The sequence below is a fragment of the Sulfitobacter sediminivivens genome (assembly GCF_042611115.2).
In the GTDB taxonomy this organism is placed as follows: Bacteria; Pseudomonadota; Alphaproteobacteria; order Rhodobacterales; family Rhodobacteraceae; genus Sulfitobacter; species Sulfitobacter sediminivivens.
The window spans coordinates 1-18,614 of record NZ_JBHGAR020000038.1; the positions used below are offsets into that span (position 1 = coordinate 1).

Annotated in this window: 18 protein-coding genes; 12 read left to right on the forward strand and 6 right to left on the reverse strand. The window is 56.6% G+C overall.

Annotated elements, in window-relative coordinates; genetic code table 11:
- Nucleotides 1–34 precede the first annotated feature (34 nt).
- From ACEWL3_RS19865 to ACEWL3_RS19890, 6 genes are all read right to left on the reverse strand, one after another.
- On the reverse strand, nt 35–2,263 hold the full coding sequence (locus ACEWL3_RS19865; RefSeq protein WP_386182773.1) for an NADP-dependent isocitrate dehydrogenase: 2,229 nt from the start codon (nt 2,261–2,263) through the stop codon (nt 35–37).
- A 111-nt stretch (nt 2,264–2,374) separates the two neighbouring features.
- The gene (locus ACEWL3_RS19870; RefSeq protein ID WP_386182776.1) at nt 2,375–3,127 is read right to left on the reverse strand and encodes an ABC transporter permease; all 753 of its coding nucleotides are present in this window, start codon (nt 3,125–3,127) and stop codon (nt 2,375–2,377) included.
- A gap of 9 nt (nt 3,128–3,136) precedes the next feature.
- Nucleotides 3,137–3,937 carry an ABC transporter ATP-binding protein gene (locus ACEWL3_RS19875; protein WP_386182858.1) on the reverse strand — a complete coding sequence of 267 codons (801 nt, stop codon included), beginning with the start codon at nt 3,935–3,937 and terminating at the stop codon, nt 3,137–3,139.
- On the reverse strand, nt 3,924–4,685 hold the full coding sequence (locus tag ACEWL3_RS19880; protein ID WP_386182778.1) for an ABC transporter permease: 762 nt from the start codon (nt 4,683–4,685) through the stop codon (nt 3,924–3,926). The genes ACEWL3_RS19875 and ACEWL3_RS19880 overlap by 14 nt, the downstream gene beginning before the upstream one ends.
- Before the next feature lie 77 nt (nt 4,686–4,762).
- The gene (locus tag ACEWL3_RS19885; RefSeq protein ID WP_386182780.1) at nt 4,763–5,737 is read right to left on the reverse strand and encodes an ABC transporter substrate-binding protein; all 975 of its coding nucleotides are present in this window, start codon (nt 5,735–5,737) and stop codon (nt 4,763–4,765) included.
- A gap of 88 nt (nt 5,738–5,825) precedes the next feature.
- Complete coding sequence (locus ACEWL3_RS19890; RefSeq protein WP_386182782.1) at nt 5,826–6,554, reverse strand: FadR/GntR family transcriptional regulator; 729 nt, start codon at nt 6,552–6,554, stop codon at nt 5,826–5,828.
- A 134-nt stretch (nt 6,555–6,688) separates the two neighbouring features.
- Between ACEWL3_RS19890 and ACEWL3_RS19895 the strand changes: the two genes are divergently transcribed.
- The 12 genes from ACEWL3_RS19895 to ACEWL3_RS19950 all read left to right on the forward strand — a co-directional run.
- Nucleotides 6,689–7,375 carry a fumarylacetoacetate hydrolase family protein gene (locus ACEWL3_RS19895; RefSeq protein WP_386182784.1) on the forward strand — a complete coding sequence of 229 codons (687 nt, stop codon included), beginning with the start codon at nt 6,689–6,691 and terminating at the stop codon, nt 7,373–7,375.
- 29 nt (nt 7,376–7,404) lie between these two features.
- Nucleotides 7,405–8,391: a substrate-binding domain-containing protein gene (locus tag ACEWL3_RS19900; protein WP_386182786.1), complete on the forward strand. Its 987-nt coding sequence runs from the start codon at nt 7,405–7,407 to the stop codon at nt 8,389–8,391.
- 4 nt (nt 8,392–8,395) lie between these two features.
- A complete protein-coding gene (locus tag ACEWL3_RS19905; protein WP_386182788.1) occupies nt 8,396–9,145 on the forward strand; it encodes a sulfite exporter TauE/SafE family protein in 750 nt (249 codons plus the stop codon).
- Nucleotides 9,146–9,248: 103 nt separating this feature from the next.
- Nucleotides 9,249–10,250, forward strand: coding sequence for a tripartite tricarboxylate transporter substrate-binding protein (locus ACEWL3_RS19910; protein ID WP_386182790.1), 1,002 nt, complete (start codon nt 9,249–9,251; stop codon nt 10,248–10,250).
- A 137-nt stretch (nt 10,251–10,387) separates the two neighbouring features.
- Nucleotides 10,388–10,834, forward strand: a complete 447-nt coding sequence (locus ACEWL3_RS19915) for a tripartite tricarboxylate transporter TctB family protein (protein WP_435001539.1) — start codon at nt 10,388–10,390, stop codon at nt 10,832–10,834.
- Nucleotides 10,827–12,341 carry a tripartite tricarboxylate transporter permease gene (locus tag ACEWL3_RS19920; RefSeq protein WP_386182794.1) on the forward strand — a complete coding sequence of 505 codons (1,515 nt, stop codon included), beginning with the start codon at nt 10,827–10,829 and terminating at the stop codon, nt 12,339–12,341. Before ACEWL3_RS19915 ends, ACEWL3_RS19920 begins: the two co-directional genes overlap by 8 nt.
- Nucleotides 12,338–13,597: an LVIVD repeat-containing protein gene (locus ACEWL3_RS19925; RefSeq protein WP_386182796.1), complete on the forward strand. Its 1,260-nt coding sequence runs from the start codon at nt 12,338–12,340 to the stop codon at nt 13,595–13,597. The genes ACEWL3_RS19920 and ACEWL3_RS19925 overlap by 4 nt, the downstream gene beginning before the upstream one ends.
- Entirely contained in the window at nt 13,594–14,073 is a 480-nt protein-coding gene (locus ACEWL3_RS19930) for an OsmC family protein (RefSeq protein ID WP_386182798.1), read from the forward strand. The genes ACEWL3_RS19925 and ACEWL3_RS19930 overlap by 4 nt, the downstream gene beginning before the upstream one ends.
- Complete coding sequence (locus ACEWL3_RS19935) at nt 14,070–14,525, forward strand: (2Fe-2S)-binding protein (protein ID WP_386182800.1); 456 nt, start codon at nt 14,070–14,072, stop codon at nt 14,523–14,525. The genes ACEWL3_RS19930 and ACEWL3_RS19935 overlap by 4 nt, the downstream gene beginning before the upstream one ends.
- Nucleotides 14,522–16,636 (forward strand): molybdopterin cofactor-binding domain-containing protein, encoded by a 2,115-nt coding sequence (locus tag ACEWL3_RS19940; RefSeq protein WP_386182802.1) that lies wholly within the window; start codon nt 14,522–14,524, stop codon nt 16,634–16,636. Before ACEWL3_RS19935 ends, ACEWL3_RS19940 begins: the two co-directional genes overlap by 4 nt.
- Nucleotides 16,637–16,696: 60 nt before the next feature.
- Nucleotides 16,697–18,226, forward strand: a complete 1,530-nt coding sequence (locus ACEWL3_RS19945) for an acyl--CoA ligase (RefSeq protein WP_386182804.1) — start codon at nt 16,697–16,699, stop codon at nt 18,224–18,226.
- A gap of 3 nt (nt 18,227–18,229) precedes the next feature.
- On the forward strand, nt 18,230–18,614 hold a 385-nt coding region (locus ACEWL3_RS19950; RefSeq protein ID WP_435001544.1), incomplete at its 3' end, for a ketopantoate reductase family protein.

Sequence of the window (18,614 nt, forward strand, 5' to 3'; positions counted from 1 at the left end):
AATAAAAACGACCCAAAGCCCTGTTACGTGTGGATCAACCTTTGCCGAGAATTCGGTTCAAAGTGGCCGATGGTGCCATAACCGCGTCCGTCTTTTCGGGATCGGTATGGTAGTAACCCCCAATATCCACCTCCTTGCCGCGCCCTTCGTGCAGCTCACGGACAATCAGATCTTCATTGCCTGAAAGCGCCTCGGCAATGGGGGCAAAGTGATCGGCCAGCCCACTGTCTTTTGTTTGCGCGGCAAGCGCCTGCGCCCAATAGAGCGCAAAATAGAAATGGCTGTCGCGGTTATCCGGCTGGCCAAGCTTTCGGCCCGGCGACTTGTTGTTATCCAGAATGCCTTGCGTGGCCGCATCGACCGCGGCCCCTAGAATCGAGGCGCGCGCATTGCCCGTCACAGTGCCGAAATACTTCAGGCTCTCGCCCAATGCGCAAAATTCACCCAGCGAATCCCAGCGCAGATGGTTTTCTTCCATCAGCTGTTGCACATGTTTGGGGGCCGACCCGCCCGCCCCGGTTTCAAACAGGCCGCCGCCGTTCATCAGTTTGACGATCGACAGCATCTTTGCGGATGTCCCAAGTTCGAGAATGGGAAACAGGTCCGTCAGGTAGTCGCGCAACACGTTTCCGGTAATAGCAATTGTGGTTTCACCCCGTCTGATCGTCTCAAACGAAACGCGTGTGGCAGCACGTGGTGCCATGATCTTGAAATTGTCTGCAACCCCTGCCGCAGCCAGCAAAGGTTTGACCAGTTTGATCAGTTCTGCGTCATGGGCACGGGTTTCGTCCAGCCAGAAGATGGCGTCACAGCCTTCCGCTTTCTGCCGCTCGATTGCCAATTGCACCCAGTTTTCAATCGGTGCTTTTCTGGTAGAGGCCGAGCGCCAGATGTCGCCCTTTTCAACACGGTGTTCATGGATAACGTCGCCGTTCGCCGCAATCATCGACACGGTGCCGTCGGCAGGGATTTCGAATGTTGTTGGATGCGAGCCGTATTCTTCGGCTTTTTGGGCCATAAGCCCAACGTTCTGCACTGTGCCTGCCGTTGTCGGATCAAGCGCACCGGTCTCTTTGAAATAGGCTATCGCCTCGTCATAAACGGGCGCGTAGGAGCTGTCAGGGATCACGCAATTGGTGTCGGCTTCCTTGCCATCCGGCCCCCAGCCTTTGCCACCTGCCCGGATCAGCGCAGGGATTGAGGCATCGATGATGACGTCAGATGGCACATGCAGGTTGGTAATACCTTTGTCCGAATTCACCATGTAAAGCGGCGGACGCTCGGCCATCAAGGCATCAATCTCTGCCTTGATCACGTCGCCGCCGGTCATCCCCTCAAGCGTGGCGAACATCGTACCAAGCCCGGAATTCGCATCGACACCTGCCGCAGCCAATTCCGATGCGTATTTGTCAAAAACAGGTTTCAGAAACGCATGGACCGCATGGCCAAACAGAATGGGGTCAGACACCTTCATCATCGTCGCTTTCAGGTGTATCGAAAACAGCGTACCTTCGGCCTTTGTCGCGTCGATCTGTTCGGTCAGGAAGGCATCAAGTGCCTTTGCGGACATGAACGTCGCGTCCACGATTGTGCCGACTGGGAATGTCACGCCGTCTTTTAGGACGGTGACCGTGCCATCAGGGCCCGCATGTTCGATACGTGCCGGACCGGCCTGTGCCTCTTTCAAGGTGACGGACGTTTCATTGGAGCGAAAATCGCCCTTGGACATGGTTGAGACGCGGGTCTTGCTGTCTGATGCCCAAGCGCCCATCGAATGCGGGTTTGCCATTGCGTATTTCTTGACGGCAACCGCCGCACGCCTGTCTGAATTCCCTTCCCGCAAAACCGGGTTGACTGCGGAACCTTTGATCGCGTCATACTTTGCGCGGGCTTTTTTCTCTGCGTCCGAGCTTGGCTCTTCGGGATAGTCAGGCAGGTCATACCCCTGAGACTGCAATTCCTTGATGGCAGCAAGAAGCTGCGGACCCGAGGCCGAAATATTCGGGAGTTTGATGACATTTGCTTCTGGGTTTTTCACCAGTTCACCAAGCTCCGCGAGGTCGTCAGGCTGCCGCTGCGCATCTGTCAGACGCTCAGGGAAGGCGGCAATGATGCGCCCGGCCAGCGAAATATCTTTTGTCCCGATGGAAATACCCGCCGCTGTCGCGAAGACGCGGATGATCGGCAACAAGGACGCAGACGCAAGCTGCGGTGCCTCGTCAACTTTGGTGTATATGATGTCGGGAGACGTGCTGTTAGCCATTTGATTTACCTTTGCTTACCTCCCTGCCCCGTACCCTTTCGCGGCCAAAGAGTCCACTTTGCAATCGCACTATCTGCGCCCAAAAACCGGATGGATTTGGCTAAAGCCCTCTCACCGTTTTGCGGCGTAATAGGCGACCCGGCGCTCAAGATAGGCGAGGAATTCTGATATGGTGAAGGCTAGGGCAAAGAGCACCAAAAGCACCGCCCAGAAATGCGACATCAGGAAGTTTGCAGAATATAGCTCGAACAATGCGCCAAAACCCACGATCGAAATCAACAGCTGTCCAATGATCACACCCTTCACCGCGCGGATGATGCCGATGCGCACACCGCCCAGAATTTCCGGCAGCGCCGCCCAGAAGTATATTTTGAAGAACGCATTGAAAGGCGAGGCACCAAAGCTGTGCGCCATTTCTACCAGCGATCTGTTGATCTGCTTCACTCCTGCACGAGAGTTCAGAATGATGATCCAGATCGCGAAAAGCGTCGTGGTGATGATGATTGATTTCATGCCAAAGCCAAACAGCACCATCAGCACTGGCACCAGCGCAGTCAGCGGGGCGCTTAGAAATACATTGACCCACGGCAGCAGCAGTTCATCCAACAGGCGGCTTTTGCCCATCAAAATACCCACAGGAATACCAATGATGATTGCAAAAAAGACACCCGCGCCGAACGCATAGGCTGTTTCGGCCAGCGCCTTCTGGAATGCTGGGGTCCCGATGACCTCAAAAAGCGTCAGCATTACCCTGGAGAGCGGTGGCACAAAGAAGGTAAGTTTCAACTGGCCGACGATCTCCCAGAGGAGCCCCCAGACCAGCAAAGACGACATGCCCGGCAAATGATATCCAAAAACTTTCATGGCGCGCGCCTACTCCACATAGGTCCGCAACGACGCCCAGATATCATCAACAATGTCGAGATATTCTGAATCGCGGCGAATGTTTTCCACACCCTTGTTGCGAAAACTGCTGGGCCGGATGATTTCATGCACGCGGCTTGGGCGCGGCAGCAGAATGGCAATCTGGTCAGAGACATAGACCGCCTCTTCGATAGAATGGGTCACGAAGATGAAGGTCTTGTTCTCGTTCTGCACCAGCGACAGCAAATCCTCCTGAAACTTCCGACGGGTCTGCTCATCGACTGCCGAGAACGGCTCGTCCATCAAGAGCACTTGTGCATCGACCGACAAAGCGCGCGCAAGTCCAACACGCTGACGCATGCCGCCAGACAACTCGTGTGGATAGCTCTGCTCGAAACCGGCAAGCCCGACCTCTTTGATGTATCTGGCCGCAATGTCTTCCCGCTCCGATTTTGCGACCCCGCGCATCTCAAGGCCAAAGGCGACGTTGCGCATCACGGTGGCCCAGGGCAGCAAAGCGAAATCCTGAAATACAAACGCCCGATCCGGTCCGGGGCCTGTCACCTTTTCGCCGTTAACCTCGACAACACCCGATGTCGGTTCCAGCAACCCGGCGATGATCTTGAGCAAGGTTGTCTTGCCGCAGCCGGATGGCCCGAGCAGCGAGGTCAGTTGGCCGCGGGGAAATTCGAGTGACAAGTCGCGCAGTGCCTCCACATCCCCGTAGTTCTTGGAGATGTTGCGCGTCGACACCGCGCTTTCGAATGCAGGCGTGATTGCCGGTGCGGCGGCCATTTCAGTCGGAGACATAACCACGTTGATTTCCTTTGAAGAGAATGGATTCGATACGTTCCAGCAGGTTCAGGAACAAAACCGCGAGCAGGATGATCGAAAAGATGGCAGCGTACATGCTGGGATAATCGGCAATCGACCGGCTGTAGGTAATGATATCGCCAACGCCGGTTGGTGTGATCTTGAGTTCGGCCAGAATCGCCCCGATGAACCCGGCCGAGACACCTAGACGCAGACCGGCGAAAATCACTGGTGATGCCGCGGGGATGATGATCTTGAGCATAATCGACATATCGCTTGCCAAGAATGAGCGGCCCATTTCCTTGATTGATTCAGGTGTGTTGCGCACGGCACTGCTGGTGTTCAGCACGATAACAGGCATGGCCATGATGCACACGACCATGACCTTGGAGGTCAGCCCGATCCCGTAAGCCAGCACCAAAAGTGGAATAAGCGCCGCAAGAGGGGCGGCCTGCATCACGATGAAAATCGGCGAAAAAAGCCAGTCGAAGAAATTGTTCAACCCCACCCAAAGGCCGATGGCGATGCCAAGGGCCGCAGATATGGCGACACCAACGACCAGCGGCTGCAATGTCTCTGCGTAGGCTTCCAGCATCGTGCCATCACCGATCATGCGCCACAGCGCGGACATCGATTCCAGAAATGTCGGAAACGCAAAGCTTACAGGTATCCGGCCAGCGATCTCCCAGCCCCCAAAAAGGATCAGGGCGGACAACAGCTTTAGCATTAGGGAACGGTTGAGCATTGAATGAATGTCCCGAGGGTTGACGGGGAAAGGGATGCTGCGCCCAAGCGAGGGCGCAGCGTCAGGATACTACTCTATCACTTCATCGCCGCATCAAGCGGTGCCAGATACCAGAAATCCTCGATGTTCAGCGTGCTTGCGTCACCATCAAGCTGCCCGGCCGCGGAATACCATTCCATGTCAGCCAAGGCTGCCTTGCGACCACCACCGTTGGGATCATAAAGACCACCCTCGACCGCATCGGCGTAAAATCCGTCAAGCTCGTCCAGGATCTCTTTTGGCAGTTGACCGATTGGCCCATCGGGGTTGGTTTCGCGGCGAATGATGGTGGGGTCTTCGTGCATGTCCTGCCAGACGCTGACCAGCGCTTTGACAAAGATGTCCACCTGCTCTTCGTTTTCCTGAATCCAGGTCAGATTGCCAAAGAGCGCCTCGTCGCTGGCCTCTACTTCGAACATTTCCAGCACGTTGAAGTCCGCAGCAGCTTCGCTGCGCATCAGCTTGTTTTTGTTGGACAAGTCGATGATCGTGGCATCCGCACGCCCGCCAAGAAGTGCAGCCACGCGATTGGACGAACCCGGCACATAAGACCGTTCACCAAATTTGATACCAACCCGGTCTTCGATCACGTTTGCAATCGAATCCGTGCCGCCGCCACGCGAATGCAGCAGGATCGGCTCACCGTTAAGGTCTTTCAGACTGCTGTATTTCTTGGTGGTTACGGGAAAGAACTTGAGCTTAGACAGCTGGAACACGATTCGAAGCGGCGCTTTTGAGCGCTGCATTGCTGCATATGGTGTGCCAAAGCCAATATCCATCTGGCCGCTCAGAACCGCCTGAATGGCCAATTCCTCGTCCGAAAACGCAGTCCACTCGTAGTCAAGACCGTTTGCCTTGGCCCGATCCAATGCGACAAAGAACGCGGCCAATTCGTCCGAAGGCGTTTCAGCCAGAGCAATCCGAATGGGTTCCGCCTGCACCGTCGAGACCATCATCGAGATCGCGACCGGCACGGCGGTCGCTAATGCAGCCAGTTTACCGAGAAATGTCATCGTAATTCTCCTCCCTGAGAATGAAACCGAAATGTCTTTTCTGAGGGTCCGACGTTTCGCCTTGTTACCCCCACCTTGTGTCCTGCTGTCACACCTCTCCAAAAAGTCTGTGCGAGACCGATCCAATATGACCACGCATCGCCAAATGCGCCGCATGCGGGTCACGCGCTTCGATTGCGGCGGCGATCCGGTCATGTTCATCGAAACTGGTATGTTCTGCGGTCGGGCGCGCCGTGGCCCGCACGACAGTGCCGCCAGACACGGCACGCCGCACGGCGTTCAGGTGATCAAAGAGCGTCAGCAGCAAAATGTTGTCCGATGCCTGCGCTACCCTTCTGTGAAACAGATCGTCATGGGTTTCGTATTCGGCCCAAGTGCTCGCAGCCCGTGCCGCATCTTTGGCTTGATTCATCTGGACGATGGCGCTTCGAGACGCATGGATCGCCGCCTCACGGGCCAACGAGGGTTCAATGCAAAGTCGCGCCTGAATCATTCTGACGGGCGTCATTTGCCGGCTTAGCTGCTCAATCGCCCCAACGTTTGGCTGACCATCTTGTGCCGCCACAAAGGTTCCCTTGCCGACATGCCGCCAGATGGTCCCATCATGGTCCAGCGCATCCAGCGCCTTGCGCAGCGCATTGCGGCTCATCCCCAACTCGACGATCAGCTCCCGCTCTGACGGAAGCCGATCCCCGGAAGCATAATTCCCATCGACAATAAAGGCGCGTAAGGCCGCGATGTCATTCACTCTTTCAGAGGATTCACGCCGCGCAAGCGGAGCCAAACCATCTACAGATTGATCAACCAAATTATCCATATTGGTTCAATTAACACTGATCAATCACCTTCTTCAATATATTTATTACCTCACGATGATATTGGTTGCGATTGATCTTGTTGTGACTTCGCCCTAAGCTTGGCCTGAAAACATCCATCCAAGGGAATCCTCACATGACTGAATACGTGATCGAAACGCCGCCGATTGTCGCCCTGCCGGTGACCGGAACTGATGCGAAATTTCCAGTACGCCGGATTTATTGCATTGGTCGCAACTATGCGGCCCACGCGGTTGAAATGGGTCACGACCCGGACCGCGAAGATCCGTTTTTCTTTCAAAAAAACCCTGACAATCTGGACCTGTCAGGAGAATTCCCTTACCCATCCCAATCCAGCGATGTCCACCACGAGGCCGAGCTGCTTGTCGCATTGAAATCCGGCGGCACAGACATTTCTTTGGACAACGCGCTCGACCATGTGTTTGGATATGGGCTGTCTTTGGACATGACGCGTCGCGACCTGCAGGGCATCCAGAAAAAGATGGGGCGGCCATGGGAAATTGGCAAAGCCTTCGAGCGGTCCGCCCCCTGCGGCCCTCTGCACCCCGTCTCGGAAACCGGACATCTGGATCAGGGACGTCTTGAGTTGAAGGTAAATGGCGAATTGCGTCAGGAGGCCGACCTGAACCAGATGATCTGGAAGGTGCCCGAGATGATCTCGTATCTGTCCGAATACTTTGAGCTTGCGGCAGGCGACGTCATCATGTCGGGAACGCCCTCTGGTGTGGCCGCCGTCGAAAAGGATGATGTGATGGTCTTGACCATCGAGGGACTCGGAAGCCTGGAAGTGAAAGTCGTTTAACACCGCGGGCTTTCTGATGGGAGGAAGGGATGCTGGAATTATCGCTTGGAACTTGGGATCATGATCGCGTGATGGCGCTGCATGATGGCCGCGTCAAAGTTCCGGGCGTCCAGTTCGCGAGCGAAATTCACCCCACCTCCAAGCTGTTTCCGTGGGCTGTGCAGGAAGCCCGGTTTGACATCACGGAAATGTCGGTTTCCAGCTATATCCTGCAGTTGTCGCGCGGCGGATCAGATTATACGGCGATCCCCGCCTTTGTCAGCCGCGCCTTTCGCCACAACGGCTTTTTTGCCCGCGCGGGATCAGGGATAGAAAGTCCTGCCGATTTCGCAGGACGCAAGATCGGCGTGCCGGAATACCAGATGACAGCCGCAGTTTGGATGCGCGGCATTCTGGCGGACGAATACGGTGTAGATTGCGACGGCATTCATTGGCACACGGGCGCGCTGGACGCGGGCGTGCGCCGCGAACGGCTGGAACTTCGCCTGCCAGATGGGATGTGCGTCAACCCCATCATCGAAGGCGACACCTTGCAGGACATGCTCCTGCGCGGAGAGATTGACGGACTGCTCGCCCCAAAACCGCCACAGGCGTTTCTTGATGGCCATCCTGATCTGATCCGCCTCATTCCTGATTTCGAAAGCGCCGAGCAAGCCTATCACCAAAAGACCGGTTTCTTTCCGATTATGCATTTGATTGGCATCCGCAAATCCGTGGCCGATGCGCACCCTGCCCTTGTGCGCGACCTTTATGACGGCTTCGTCGCTGCGCGCGACATTGCGATGGGCCGATTGCGATCTGTTTGGCTGGGCAATGCCAATCGGCTGTCCCTGCCTTGGCTTGGGGCGTCCATGGAAAGAACAATTGCCACGCTGGGGCCGGATTATTGGACCTACGGTTTTGACGCCAACCGTGCCGAGATCGACGCAATTTGCCGCTACTCGGTTGACCAGCATCTGGCGACGCGCCGGGTGCAGCCCGAAGCGCTTTTTCATCCTTCAGTGTTGGACACGTAACGCCATGATGGACGCATTACATGCAGGGCTTGGCTGGCCAGTCGCAGGAACGCTTCTGGCGTTTAGTTTCGCAGGCTCATTCATCACCGTCGCCTTTGGGATTGGCGGTGGTGCTGTGATGCTTGCAGTGCTTGCGACGCTGCTACCGGCGGCCGCGATCATTCCGGTTCACGGATTGGTGCAACTGGGCAGCAACGTCGGGCGCGCGGCGATCATGGTGAAATACATGCGGCTGGATTTGCTTGGCGGCTTCACCGCAGGCGCATTGGTCGGAATTTTTTTCGGCGGCACCTTTGTGGTGCAACTGCAAGCGGAATGGATTCAGATCGGTGTGGGCCTGTTCATTCTATGGTCAATACTGGCAACGCCCCCGGCTTTCTTGCGTCGCTCGGGGTTGGTGACGGGCGTATTTTCCAGCTTTCTGACCATGTTCTTCGGCGGCACAGGGCCCTTTGTCGCCACCTACGTCAAAGCGCAAAAGCTGGAGCGTCACGCCCATGTTGCCAGCCATGCCATGCTGATGACAGTGCAACATCTGCTCAAGACACTCGCCTTTGGGTTTCTCGGTTTTGCATTTTCGACCTGGGCCGGACTGATCGTGCTGCTGATCGGTTTCGGCGTGTTGGGAACGCTGGCGGGGCGGCTTTTGCTGGCCCGAATTGACGAACGGCGCTTCAAATTCGCTTTGAATGCCATTCTGGCCGTTCTCGCCATTCGCCTCATCTATTCAGGAGGAAGCGAATTGATTTTCTGAGGACCGACAGCCTCTGGATAAATACGACACAGCGCGCGCGGACGGGTGCACCGCACGTGGAAAAGACAATAAATTGCACTCAATTCTGATCTGGGAGGATACAATGAAAAAGTTTTCAAATCTGAACCGTCGCAGGTTTCTTGGAACCGGCGTTGCTGCAACCGGGATGGTGCTTGCCGCCCCGCATATCGCGCGGGCTGAGGGCTTTCCCGAGGGCAACATCTACGTCTATGTGCCCACTGCCGAAGGTGGCGGGGCCGACCGCAATTTCCGTGCTTTTTCCGGCGTGTGGAAGACCAAGCTGGGCACGGATTTTGAGCCCGGCTTTTATCCGGGTGCCTCGGGCCGCGTGGGATACGAGATCTACATGGGTAAGGCCGCGCCTGACTGCTACAATCTGATCTTCGGCAACATGGGGCCAGAGGTGCTGAACTGGGCGATGCAAGAGCCCAGCTTTGACGTCAACGACTATTTCTACTTCGGTCAGGTCGACAAAGATCCCTGCTGCCTGTTTGTGGGCGCAGAAAGCCCCCTTAAAACAATGGACGACATCGTCGCTGCCGCAAAGACGCGCAGACTGAATGTTGGCACAAGCCGCATGGCACACCCGGCGTCGATTGGCCTACTGTCGCTGGGCGACAAGTTGGGTATTGATTTCAACCTAATCCCCCTTCAGGGCGGCAAAAGCACGGTCGCCGGTGCGGTCACAGGCGAGGTTGATTTCTCGGTTCTGACCTCAGGGTCGGTGATCGCAGCGGGAGACAGCGTCAAAACACTGCTTGTCTTTGGCAACAACATTGTGGGCGAGGCATTGGACAACGCGCCCAGCATCAATGATGCCTATGGCATGGATCTGCCGGAAATGCTTTCTGCGCGGGCCTTTGGCATCCACAAAAAGGCGGCGGATGATTTTCCCGACCGGTTCGAGAAACTGACCTCGACCTTCAAGTCCACATTCGATGATCCCGCGCTGATGGAGGCCTATGTCGCCAGCAAAGGCCAACCCGAATACCTGCAATATGCCGGTGTCGAGGAATGCGAAGCCTTCAAGCAGTCGATGCTAGAGCTTGGCGCACGCTACAAGTCCCTTTTGAGCGGCGCGTAGGCCAAATTGGATCGGCGGTCAATCGGCCGCCGATCCAACCCATCGAAACCGCACATCGGGACACCTGTCACATGCCTTCGGACCAACCAAATTCATCTCGCCAGATCGGGGGTGAGCTTGTAATCCCCCTCTTCGCCGTGGGATTCACTTTTTATTTCTTCTCAACCATCTGGAATTCGCCATGGACGGCTCAGGTCAGCGCGTTTCTGGTGGGCGGCATACTATTGTTTGTCTGCGGGATCTTCTTCGTGCGCTGCGCTTTCTGGCTGCGGCGCGGCGACGGCACCCTGGGGTTCCGCAATCTGATAACGATGAACGACATCTACTCGGGTCGCATCGGGCTGTTTGCCACAACGATTGCCTATGTCGTTCTTATCGACAGGCTGGGGTTCACGCTGACAACTTTTCTGTTTCTGACCAGCAGCATGTTGATTTTGGCAAAGGGACGTACCCCGGTGTTCATCACCATGGTCTCGGCACTCATGGCGCTGACGGGATGGGCCGTGTTCATCTGGGCCTTCGATACGCGCTTTCCGCGCGGCTGGTTTGAGACGGTCATGAAGGCGGCGCTCGCAAATGGATAGCAGCACAGCGTCAATACTGGCCGAGGTCTTTGTTGAGACGATCGGCTATTGGTACGTCATCATCCCTACGATCTTCCTCGGTCTGATCGTGGGTGCCATTCCGGGTTTCTCGGCAGCCAACACGATTATCATTCTGATGCCGCTCACGCTGGCGATGGACCTTCAGACTGGCCTGATTTTCATGATTGCGCTCTATTGTTCTGCGCGGATGGGGGCGGGTATTCCGGCCATTCTGGTCAACATCCCCGGCACCGCAGGTGCGGCCGCAACGCCGCTGGATGGCTATCCGATGGCCAAACAGGGCAAAGGCCAGCAGGCGCTGGCGATTTCCTTTGTTGCTTCCTGTATCGGTGGCCTGCTCACCACACTGATTGCTCTGGCCACGATGCCGATCCTTGCGCGGGTAGGATTCTACATGCACTCGGTCGAGATGATTGTTGTCATGCTGTTCGGCATTTCCCTGATCGCCTCGATCGCCGCGCAAGACATGGTCAAGGGGTTGATCGCGGGGTTTCTGGGTCTGATGATCGGGTCCATCGGCACCGATGTGGTCTATGCAACCCCCCGCGGCACCTTTGGGTTTCTAGAGCTTTATGACGGTGTCCCGCTCATCCCCGCGCTGGTTGGGCTGTTTGCGGTGTCAGAGGCTTTTGTCATCATCGAAAAACGGGTGATCATCAGCCATGAGGCCGAGGTCAAAAAGGCCAGTTGGCACGCCACATTCGAAGGCGTTTCAATCGCTGTGACCCGCTGGTGGCACATCGTCTGGACGTCGGTTATCGGCCTTGTTATCGGGGTGATCCCCGGTGCCGGTGCCTCAATCGCCAGTTTTGTCGCCTATCAGCAGTCGCGCAGCTTTTCAAAGACGCCCGAATTGTATGGAACAGGCCATCCCGAGGGGTTGATCGCACCGGAATCGGCCAACAACGGCGTGACCTCCGGTACGTTGGTGCCGCTGCTGGTTCTGGGCATCCCCGGCGGTGCCACAGCGGCGATCATGCTGGTGGTGATGCAATTCCACGGGGTCAGCTTTGGCCCATCGCTGTTCGAGGATCAGCCAAAGGTCGGCTATGGCATGTTCATGGCCATGGCCGTCAGTTATGTCGTGATGATTTTCACGATCTTGCCGCTGAGCCGCTACATGAGCCATGTGACCACGATCCCGACGATCTATCTCGCTCCGATGATCATCAGCTTTACCTTGGTGGGTGGCTTTGTGCCGCGTGAATATATGTTCGACATGTATCTGGCGCTCGCATTTGGGGTGCTGGGCTATATCGCGCGACGCACCGGCTATCATGTTGCGGCGATCCTGATCGGGGTGATCCTTGGTCCGCTCCTTGAAAAGTACTTTTTGTGGTCTCTTAAAAAGTCCGATGGCGACATCATGGTGCTTTTCTCGTCGACGTTGGGCAACATCCTATGGGTGGCCTTTGCAGCGTCGATCATCCTGCCCATTGTCTTTGGCATTCGGCGCAAACGTAAAATCGAGGTACCGATCCAATGAAACGTGAACTGGAATGGGAACTGGAACGCAACATCCGTTGCGTGGGGCATCTGGATATCGCAGGGGGCGGACAGGTGGTGGTACAGGATGGCTACGCCTATATTGGTCACATGGATCCGCCGATGGGTACGTCGATCATTGATGTGCGCGATCCGCAAAATCCGATGGTTGTATCCCATATCGCCCCTCCGGATGCGTGGTCCCACACACACAAAGTGCGTGTGGTGGGCGACATAATGATCACCAATGTCGAACAGGCAAAACGTCACTTTCTGCGCAAAGGTGACAAGATTGCCGGTCTACGGGACGCAGGGCTATCGGACATTGAGGTCGCCGAGCGTCTGGGCGTCAAGCTGGGCGATATCCCCGAGCTGGAAGAGGCTCTGGTACGTGGATACAGCGACGGCGGCTTCCGTGTCTGGGATATTTCTGATAAAACCACACCCAAGCTTCTCTCTTATGTTAAAACATATGGATTTGGGGTGCATAGGTTCGATATGGACAAGAACTTTGCCTATATCTCTACTGAGATGGAAGGATATGTTGGAAATATCCTAGTGATCTATGACCTGTCAGACCCAAAAAACCCGACCGAAGTGTCCCGTTGGCACATGCCGGGGCAACATCTGGCAGGTGGCGAGACCCCGACATGGACAGGCTATGGCACACGGCTTCACCACGCCATGCGCTCTGGGGATGAGCTTTGGGCAGCGGTCTGGAACGCGGGTTTTCGGGTTCTGGACGTAAGCGATATCACCAACCCAACGGTCAAAGGAAGCTACCGCTTCCCCGAAGCAATCCCTGAGCCGACCCACACGGTTATGCCGCTGGAACACACCATCGACGGCAAACGCTTTGCCATCGCCATTGACGAGGAACATAGCCACCTGCCCGGCCGCCTGCACGGCTTTGTCTGGGTGATGGACGTGACCGACCTGAACAATATTGAGCCCATTTCCGCATGGGACCTGTCTGAGCGCGCCTGCCCCTGGATCGGCGATCCGGGGGCGCGTTTTGGCGGGCATCAGTTTCGCGAGAAACTGGACAGCACGCTGATCTATGCCACGTGGTTCGCGGGCGGTTTGCGCGTGCTGGATGTGGCCGACCCCTATTTGCCGAAAGAGGTCGCGCATTACATGGTCCCCGGTGCGGATGGCTCGCCTCCTCAGTCCAATGATGTCGATGTGGATGATGCTGGGCTGATCTATTTGCTCGACCGCAATCACGGACTTGATATACTGGAGATGACCTTATGAGCGATCCCGAACTTCTGGCCCCAAGCGTTGACCCAAACAAACAAGCACTTGGCATCCGCCGGGTGAGCGCGCGCAATGAGGCATCGACGCGCTCTGTGATGATGGTCCGCGACCATGTGGTGATCACGGATGAAAAAGACTCAAACACCGGCCCGACACCGTTGGAAATGACATTGTCGTCCTTGCTGGGCTGCGAAGGTGTGATCATCAACCGCTGCGCTGAGGCGATGAAGTTTTCCTATACCGCCGTTGATATGGACGCCGACGGGGAAGTGGACCAGCGCGGCAGCCGCGGTGTTCAGGGCGTGCGGCCTTATTTCAACTGGGTCAAGCTGAAAATCCGCGTGCACACCGATGAATCGCAAGAGCGCTTTGAACGCCTGACGAAGAACGTCGAATATCGCTGTCCGGTGATGAACCTGTTCAAATCCGCAGACGTCGATGTGAGAATTCTATGGGAGCGTGTCACGCCTTGACCTTGTCGCTGACCATCAATGGTAAAACACATCAGGTCACGTCGGAACCCGATACGCCGTTGATCTATGTGCTGCGGAATGAATTGTGGCTCAAGGGCACCAAGCTGGGCTGCGGGCTTGAGCAATGCGGTGCCTGCGCGGTGCTTGTTGACGGCAAGGCGGTGCTGTCTTGCGTGAGTGCCGTTGAAGCCTTTGATCGCAAAGAGATTACCACCATAGAAGGCATTGCATCTACCGAGCTTGGCCGTCGTGTCCAAGGCGCATTTGTGGAAACATCAGCGGCGCAATGCGGGTATTGCACGGCAGGTCTTGTTGTTGCGACAGCGGCCCTGCTTTCCCATAACCCCAAGCCTAACAAGGTTGACATCACCGAGGCCCTGACCCCGCATCTGTGTCGCTGCGGTTCCCATCCAAGGGTTCTGCGCGCGGTAAAAAGGGCATCCGAGCGATGAGCCTTCAATCCCATCCGTTGATTGCGGACTGGATCACGGCGCGGGACGGGCGTCTTTTGATCCACACCGGCAAGGTCGATATTGGTCAGCGAATCTCGACCGCGTTGATCCAGATCGCACATGAAGAGCTGACGGTGCCGTACGAGCGGATCGACGTTGCACCTGTGTGCACGGGCCATGCCCCAGATGAAGGGATCACATCGGGCAGTAATTCGATCGAACAATCGGGGCATGCGCTGCGCTGTGCTGCCTTGTCCTTGCGCGATCAGGTGATCTTGTTGGCAGCAGCACGGAACGGCGGAGAGATTGCTGATTGGCAATTAAAAGACGGCGTCCTGCACCTCAACGGGACCAACCACCGGATTGATATCATTGACCTGATCCCCGATGTCCCCTCAGACACACCCGTGGATCAGGATCGTCTGCCAACGCCCAGGGGCCAGAGCACCCTGCCCCGGCCCGAAATGCGCGGGCTCAAGGATATGGTGCAGGGCAGTTTCGTGTATGTTCATGATCTTGACCGCCCCGGCATGTTGCACGCCCGCATCATCCGGCCCCCGCATGCGCGCGCGGTTCTGCGCGATGTTGATGCCAAGACACTCAAGACCCTGAATGGCTTGGGTCTCTCAATCATTCGCGACGGAAGTTTCCTAGCCCTAGCCGGACCTCAAGAGTGGCCGGTCATCAAGGCCGCGACCACGCTTTTTGCGGCATGTGACTGGGACCTGCGGGACGGATTGCCAGAGATCGATGTGTTTGATGAACTCCGTGCCAGAAATGCACAGAGGTTTCTGGTTATTGACGCCACGCCGACCACTGAGGACATCCCAAAGCCAGATCCGGATCCCGACCATGCCGCCCGCTTTGAGCGGCCCTACCAACTGCACGGGTCGCTGGCCCCCTCTGCAGCGCTTGCGCAATGGACCGGGCAAAAGCTGATCCTGCATAGCCACAGTCAGGGCATTTATCCGCTGCGCGAGAGCATCGCCGACGGCCTTGATCTGTCTCTGGAGCAAGTGGAGATTACACATGTCCCCGGCTCTGGCTGTTATGGCCACACCGGTGCGGATGACGCGGCTTTTGAAGCGTGTTTGATTGCAATGGCCTTGCCGGAGACGCCGATATTGCTCAAATGGACCCGTGAAGATGAACACGGCTGGGAACCATGCGCCCCGGCAATGGCCGTGGATCTTGCTGCAACTGTGGCGGACGGTAAGATCACGGCATATTCGGCGGAGGTTTTTAGTGACACCCATCGCGGTCGCCCTCGTCCCGGCCCCGACAGAACAGGACCGTCGCGGCTGTTGGCCAATCACTTTCGGGCAGACCCCATCGGTCCGAACGCGGCAATGCCGAACCTTGGGCGACACGCGGGCATGCATCGTAATCTCGACCCGGTCTATGCATTTCCCAAAACCCGTCTGGTTAAGAATCTGGTTTCTGATTTGCCGCATCGTACATCGGCGATGCGGTGCCTCGGTGCGGCTGCCAATATCTTTGCGCTTGAGAGTTTCATGGATGAAATTGCGCGTCAGCACTCCGTCCCACCGCTTGCCTTTCGTCAATCACAGCTGGACGACCCGCGCGCTTTAGCTGTGCTGGTGGAACTGGAGCGGCAGATCGAAATGCGCCCCAGCTTGGCTGATGGTTGCGGGCGAGGCATCTCCTATGCACAATACAAAAACCAGATGACCCGCGTCGGTGTCTTTGTCGAACTCGCCGTGAATGACCGCGCCGAAATCTCTTTGCTGGATGCGATTATCGTCGCCGACGCGGGACGGATCATTGACGAAAACGGGTTGACGGCACAGCTTGAGGGCGGGTTTCTTCAGGCCGCAAGTTGGGCGCTTTATGAGCAGGTCAAATGGGACCGCGATGGCATCCAATCCCGTGATTGGGAGAATTATCCAGTCATCCGTTTCGACAATGTGCCAAATATCGATGTAACATTATTGGATCAAGCGGATGCGGCGTCTTTGGGTGCCGGAGAAGCCTCGCCCGGACCGACAATCGCGGCAATTGCAAATGCGGTTTTTGACGCCACAGGAATTCGCCTAAGACGCATGCCATTTACACCAGAGGCCATTATGCAAAGGGCGGCCACCGGATGATTGCCTGCCCGCTCAGCGCCAACCACCCGTCGAACTGCAACAGGTAAAAGGAACTTTTCAATGGAAACCACGCTCCAGGCACTTATTGCCAATCATTCCGGCGAGCTTCCTGCAATCGGCGCGCCGGGGCGTGACTGGCTTAGCTATGATGGACTGCGGGACCTGACCCAAGAGGTTGTGCGCACGTTGAACGGGATGGGTATTGATGCCAGCGACCGCGTTGCAATTGTGCTGCCCAATGGCCCGGAAATGGCCGCCGCCTTTATGACAGTTGCCCAAGCGGCGACGACCGCGCCGCTGAACCCGGCTTATAAAGAAGAGGAATATGCGTTCTATCTGGAAGACCTGAACGCCAAAGCGGTGATCCTGCTCGATGGCGATGACGGCCCAGCACATGCCGCCGCCAGCAAGCTCGGCATGAATATCATTCGCCTTTCAGTACCCAAGGGAGCCGCAGCCGGCGCTTTCACACTGTCATCTGACAAACCTGCAGCGCCATCAGACAGAAAACCAGCCGCCGATGATGTCGCCCTTATCCTGCACACCTCCGGCACCACGTCCCGGCCCAAGATCGTGCCGCTTTTGCAATCCAATATCGCAGCCTCTGCCCAGCATATCCGAGAGTCGCTGAAGCTGACGCAGGAAGACCGCTGCATGAATGTCATGCCACTGTTCCATATCCACGGGCTTATTGCCGCTGTTGCGGCGTCGCTGTCATCGGGTGCGTCGATCTGGTGCGCGCCGGGCTTTGACGCGCTGAAATTCTTTGGCTGGATGAAAGAGGCGCAGCCAACATGGTATACTGCTGTGCCCACCATGCATCAGGCCATCCTGACACGCGCAGGGCGCAATGCGGATGTTATCGCGGATACCAAACTACGCTTCTTACGCTCGTCCTCTGCGTCCTTGCCGGCGCAAGTGATGGTCGCCCTGAATCAGACCTTTGGCGCGCCTGTTGTCGAAGCGTACGGGATGACCGAAGCGGCGCACCAAATGGCCTGCAATCCGCTTGAGGGTGGCGCGCAAAAGCCGGGTGCTGTCGGTATTGCGGCAGGACCCAAGATGCGCATCGCACATGAGACTGAAAATCACCTGATTGACGGTATCGGCGAAGTTGTCATCTCTGGCTCAAATGTCACACCGGGATATGAGAGCAACCCTGAGGCCAATGCCAAGAACTTCTTTGAAGCCGATGGCGCGCGCTGGTTCCGTACGGGTGACCAGGGGGCCTTTGATAAGGACGGCTATCTGCACCTGACGGGCCGCCTGAAAGAGATCATCAACCGCGGCGGCGAAAAAATCAGCCCCCTTGAGGTAGATGGCGTTTTATTGGATCACCCTGATGTCGCACAGGTTGTCACCTTTGCGATGCCGCATCCCAAGCTGGGTGAAGACGTGGCCGCAGCGGTCGTTCTCAAAGACGGCTCAAGCGCAACGGAACAGGATATCCGCAGCTTTGCAGCCGCGCATATCGCGGATTTCAAAGTGCCGCGCAAAATTATTATCATGGACGAAATTCCCAAAGGGGCGACTGGCAAGATGCAGCGTATCGGACTGGCCGAAAAGCTCGGTCTGGCAGCGGGGGCCTGATCCATGAAGATTTGTGTTTTCGGTGCCGGTGCCATCGGCGGTTTTCTGGGTGTGAAACTGGCGCAGGCGGGTGCCGATGTCAGCCTTGTTGCACGTGGCCCCCACCTTGCTGCGATGCAAGACAAGGGGCTGACACTAATCGAAGAAGACGGCGCGCTCCAAACCGTCAAGGTGACGGCCAGTGAGAACCCCGCCGATCTTGGCCCGCAGGATTATGTCATCATCACGCTCAAGGCGCATTCGGTGCCCCCCATCGTGCCCAAAGTTCAGCCCCTGATCGGGGAAAACACCACGATTGTCAGCGGCGTCAACGGTGTTCCCTGGTGGTATTTCCACAAGATCGGCACCGATCTGGAAGGCACGCGGCTGGAAACGGTTGATCCGGGCA

Excerpts from the sequence above, each read along its gene's own strand:
- ACEWL3_RS19865 (WP_386182773.1), bottom strand. The coding sequence starts at position 2,263 with ATGGCTAACAGCACGTCTCCCGACATCATATACACCAAAGTTGACGAG.
- ACEWL3_RS19870 (WP_386182776.1), bottom strand. The coding sequence starts at position 3,127 with ATGAAAGTTTTTGGATATCATTTGCCGGGCATGTCGTCTTTGCTGGTC.
- ACEWL3_RS19875 (WP_386182858.1), bottom strand. The coding sequence starts at position 3,937 with ATGTCTCCGACTGAAATGGCCGCCGCACCGGCAATCACGCCTGCATTC.
- ACEWL3_RS19880 (WP_386182778.1), bottom strand. The coding sequence starts at position 4,685 with ATGCTCAACCGTTCCCTAATGCTAAAGCTGTTGTCCGCCCTGATCCTT.
- ACEWL3_RS19885 (WP_386182780.1), bottom strand. The coding sequence starts at position 5,737 with ATGACATTTCTCGGTAAACTGGCTGCATTAGCGACCGCCGTGCCGGTC.
- ACEWL3_RS19890 (WP_386182782.1), bottom strand. The coding sequence starts at position 6,554 with ATGGATAATTTGGTTGATCAATCTGTAGATGGTTTGGCTCCGCTTGCG.
- ACEWL3_RS19895 (WP_386182784.1), top strand. The coding sequence starts at position 6,689 with ATGACTGAATACGTGATCGAAACGCCGCCGATTGTCGCCCTGCCGGTG.
- ACEWL3_RS19900 (WP_386182786.1), top strand. The coding sequence starts at position 7,405 with ATGCTGGAATTATCGCTTGGAACTTGGGATCATGATCGCGTGATGGCG.
- ACEWL3_RS19905 (WP_386182788.1), top strand. The coding sequence starts at position 8,396 with ATGATGGACGCATTACATGCAGGGCTTGGCTGGCCAGTCGCAGGAACG.
- ACEWL3_RS19910 (WP_386182790.1), top strand. The coding sequence starts at position 9,249 with ATGAAAAAGTTTTCAAATCTGAACCGTCGCAGGTTTCTTGGAACCGGC.
- ACEWL3_RS19920 (WP_386182794.1), top strand. The coding sequence starts at position 10,827 with ATGGATAGCAGCACAGCGTCAATACTGGCCGAGGTCTTTGTTGAGACG.
- ACEWL3_RS19925 (WP_386182796.1), top strand. The coding sequence starts at position 12,338 with ATGAAACGTGAACTGGAATGGGAACTGGAACGCAACATCCGTTGCGTG.
- ACEWL3_RS19930 (WP_386182798.1), top strand. The coding sequence starts at position 13,594 with ATGAGCGATCCCGAACTTCTGGCCCCAAGCGTTGACCCAAACAAACAA.
- ACEWL3_RS19940 (WP_386182802.1), top strand. The coding sequence starts at position 14,522 with ATGAGCCTTCAATCCCATCCGTTGATTGCGGACTGGATCACGGCGCGG.
- ACEWL3_RS19945 (WP_386182804.1), top strand. The coding sequence starts at position 16,697 with ATGGAAACCACGCTCCAGGCACTTATTGCCAATCATTCCGGCGAGCTT.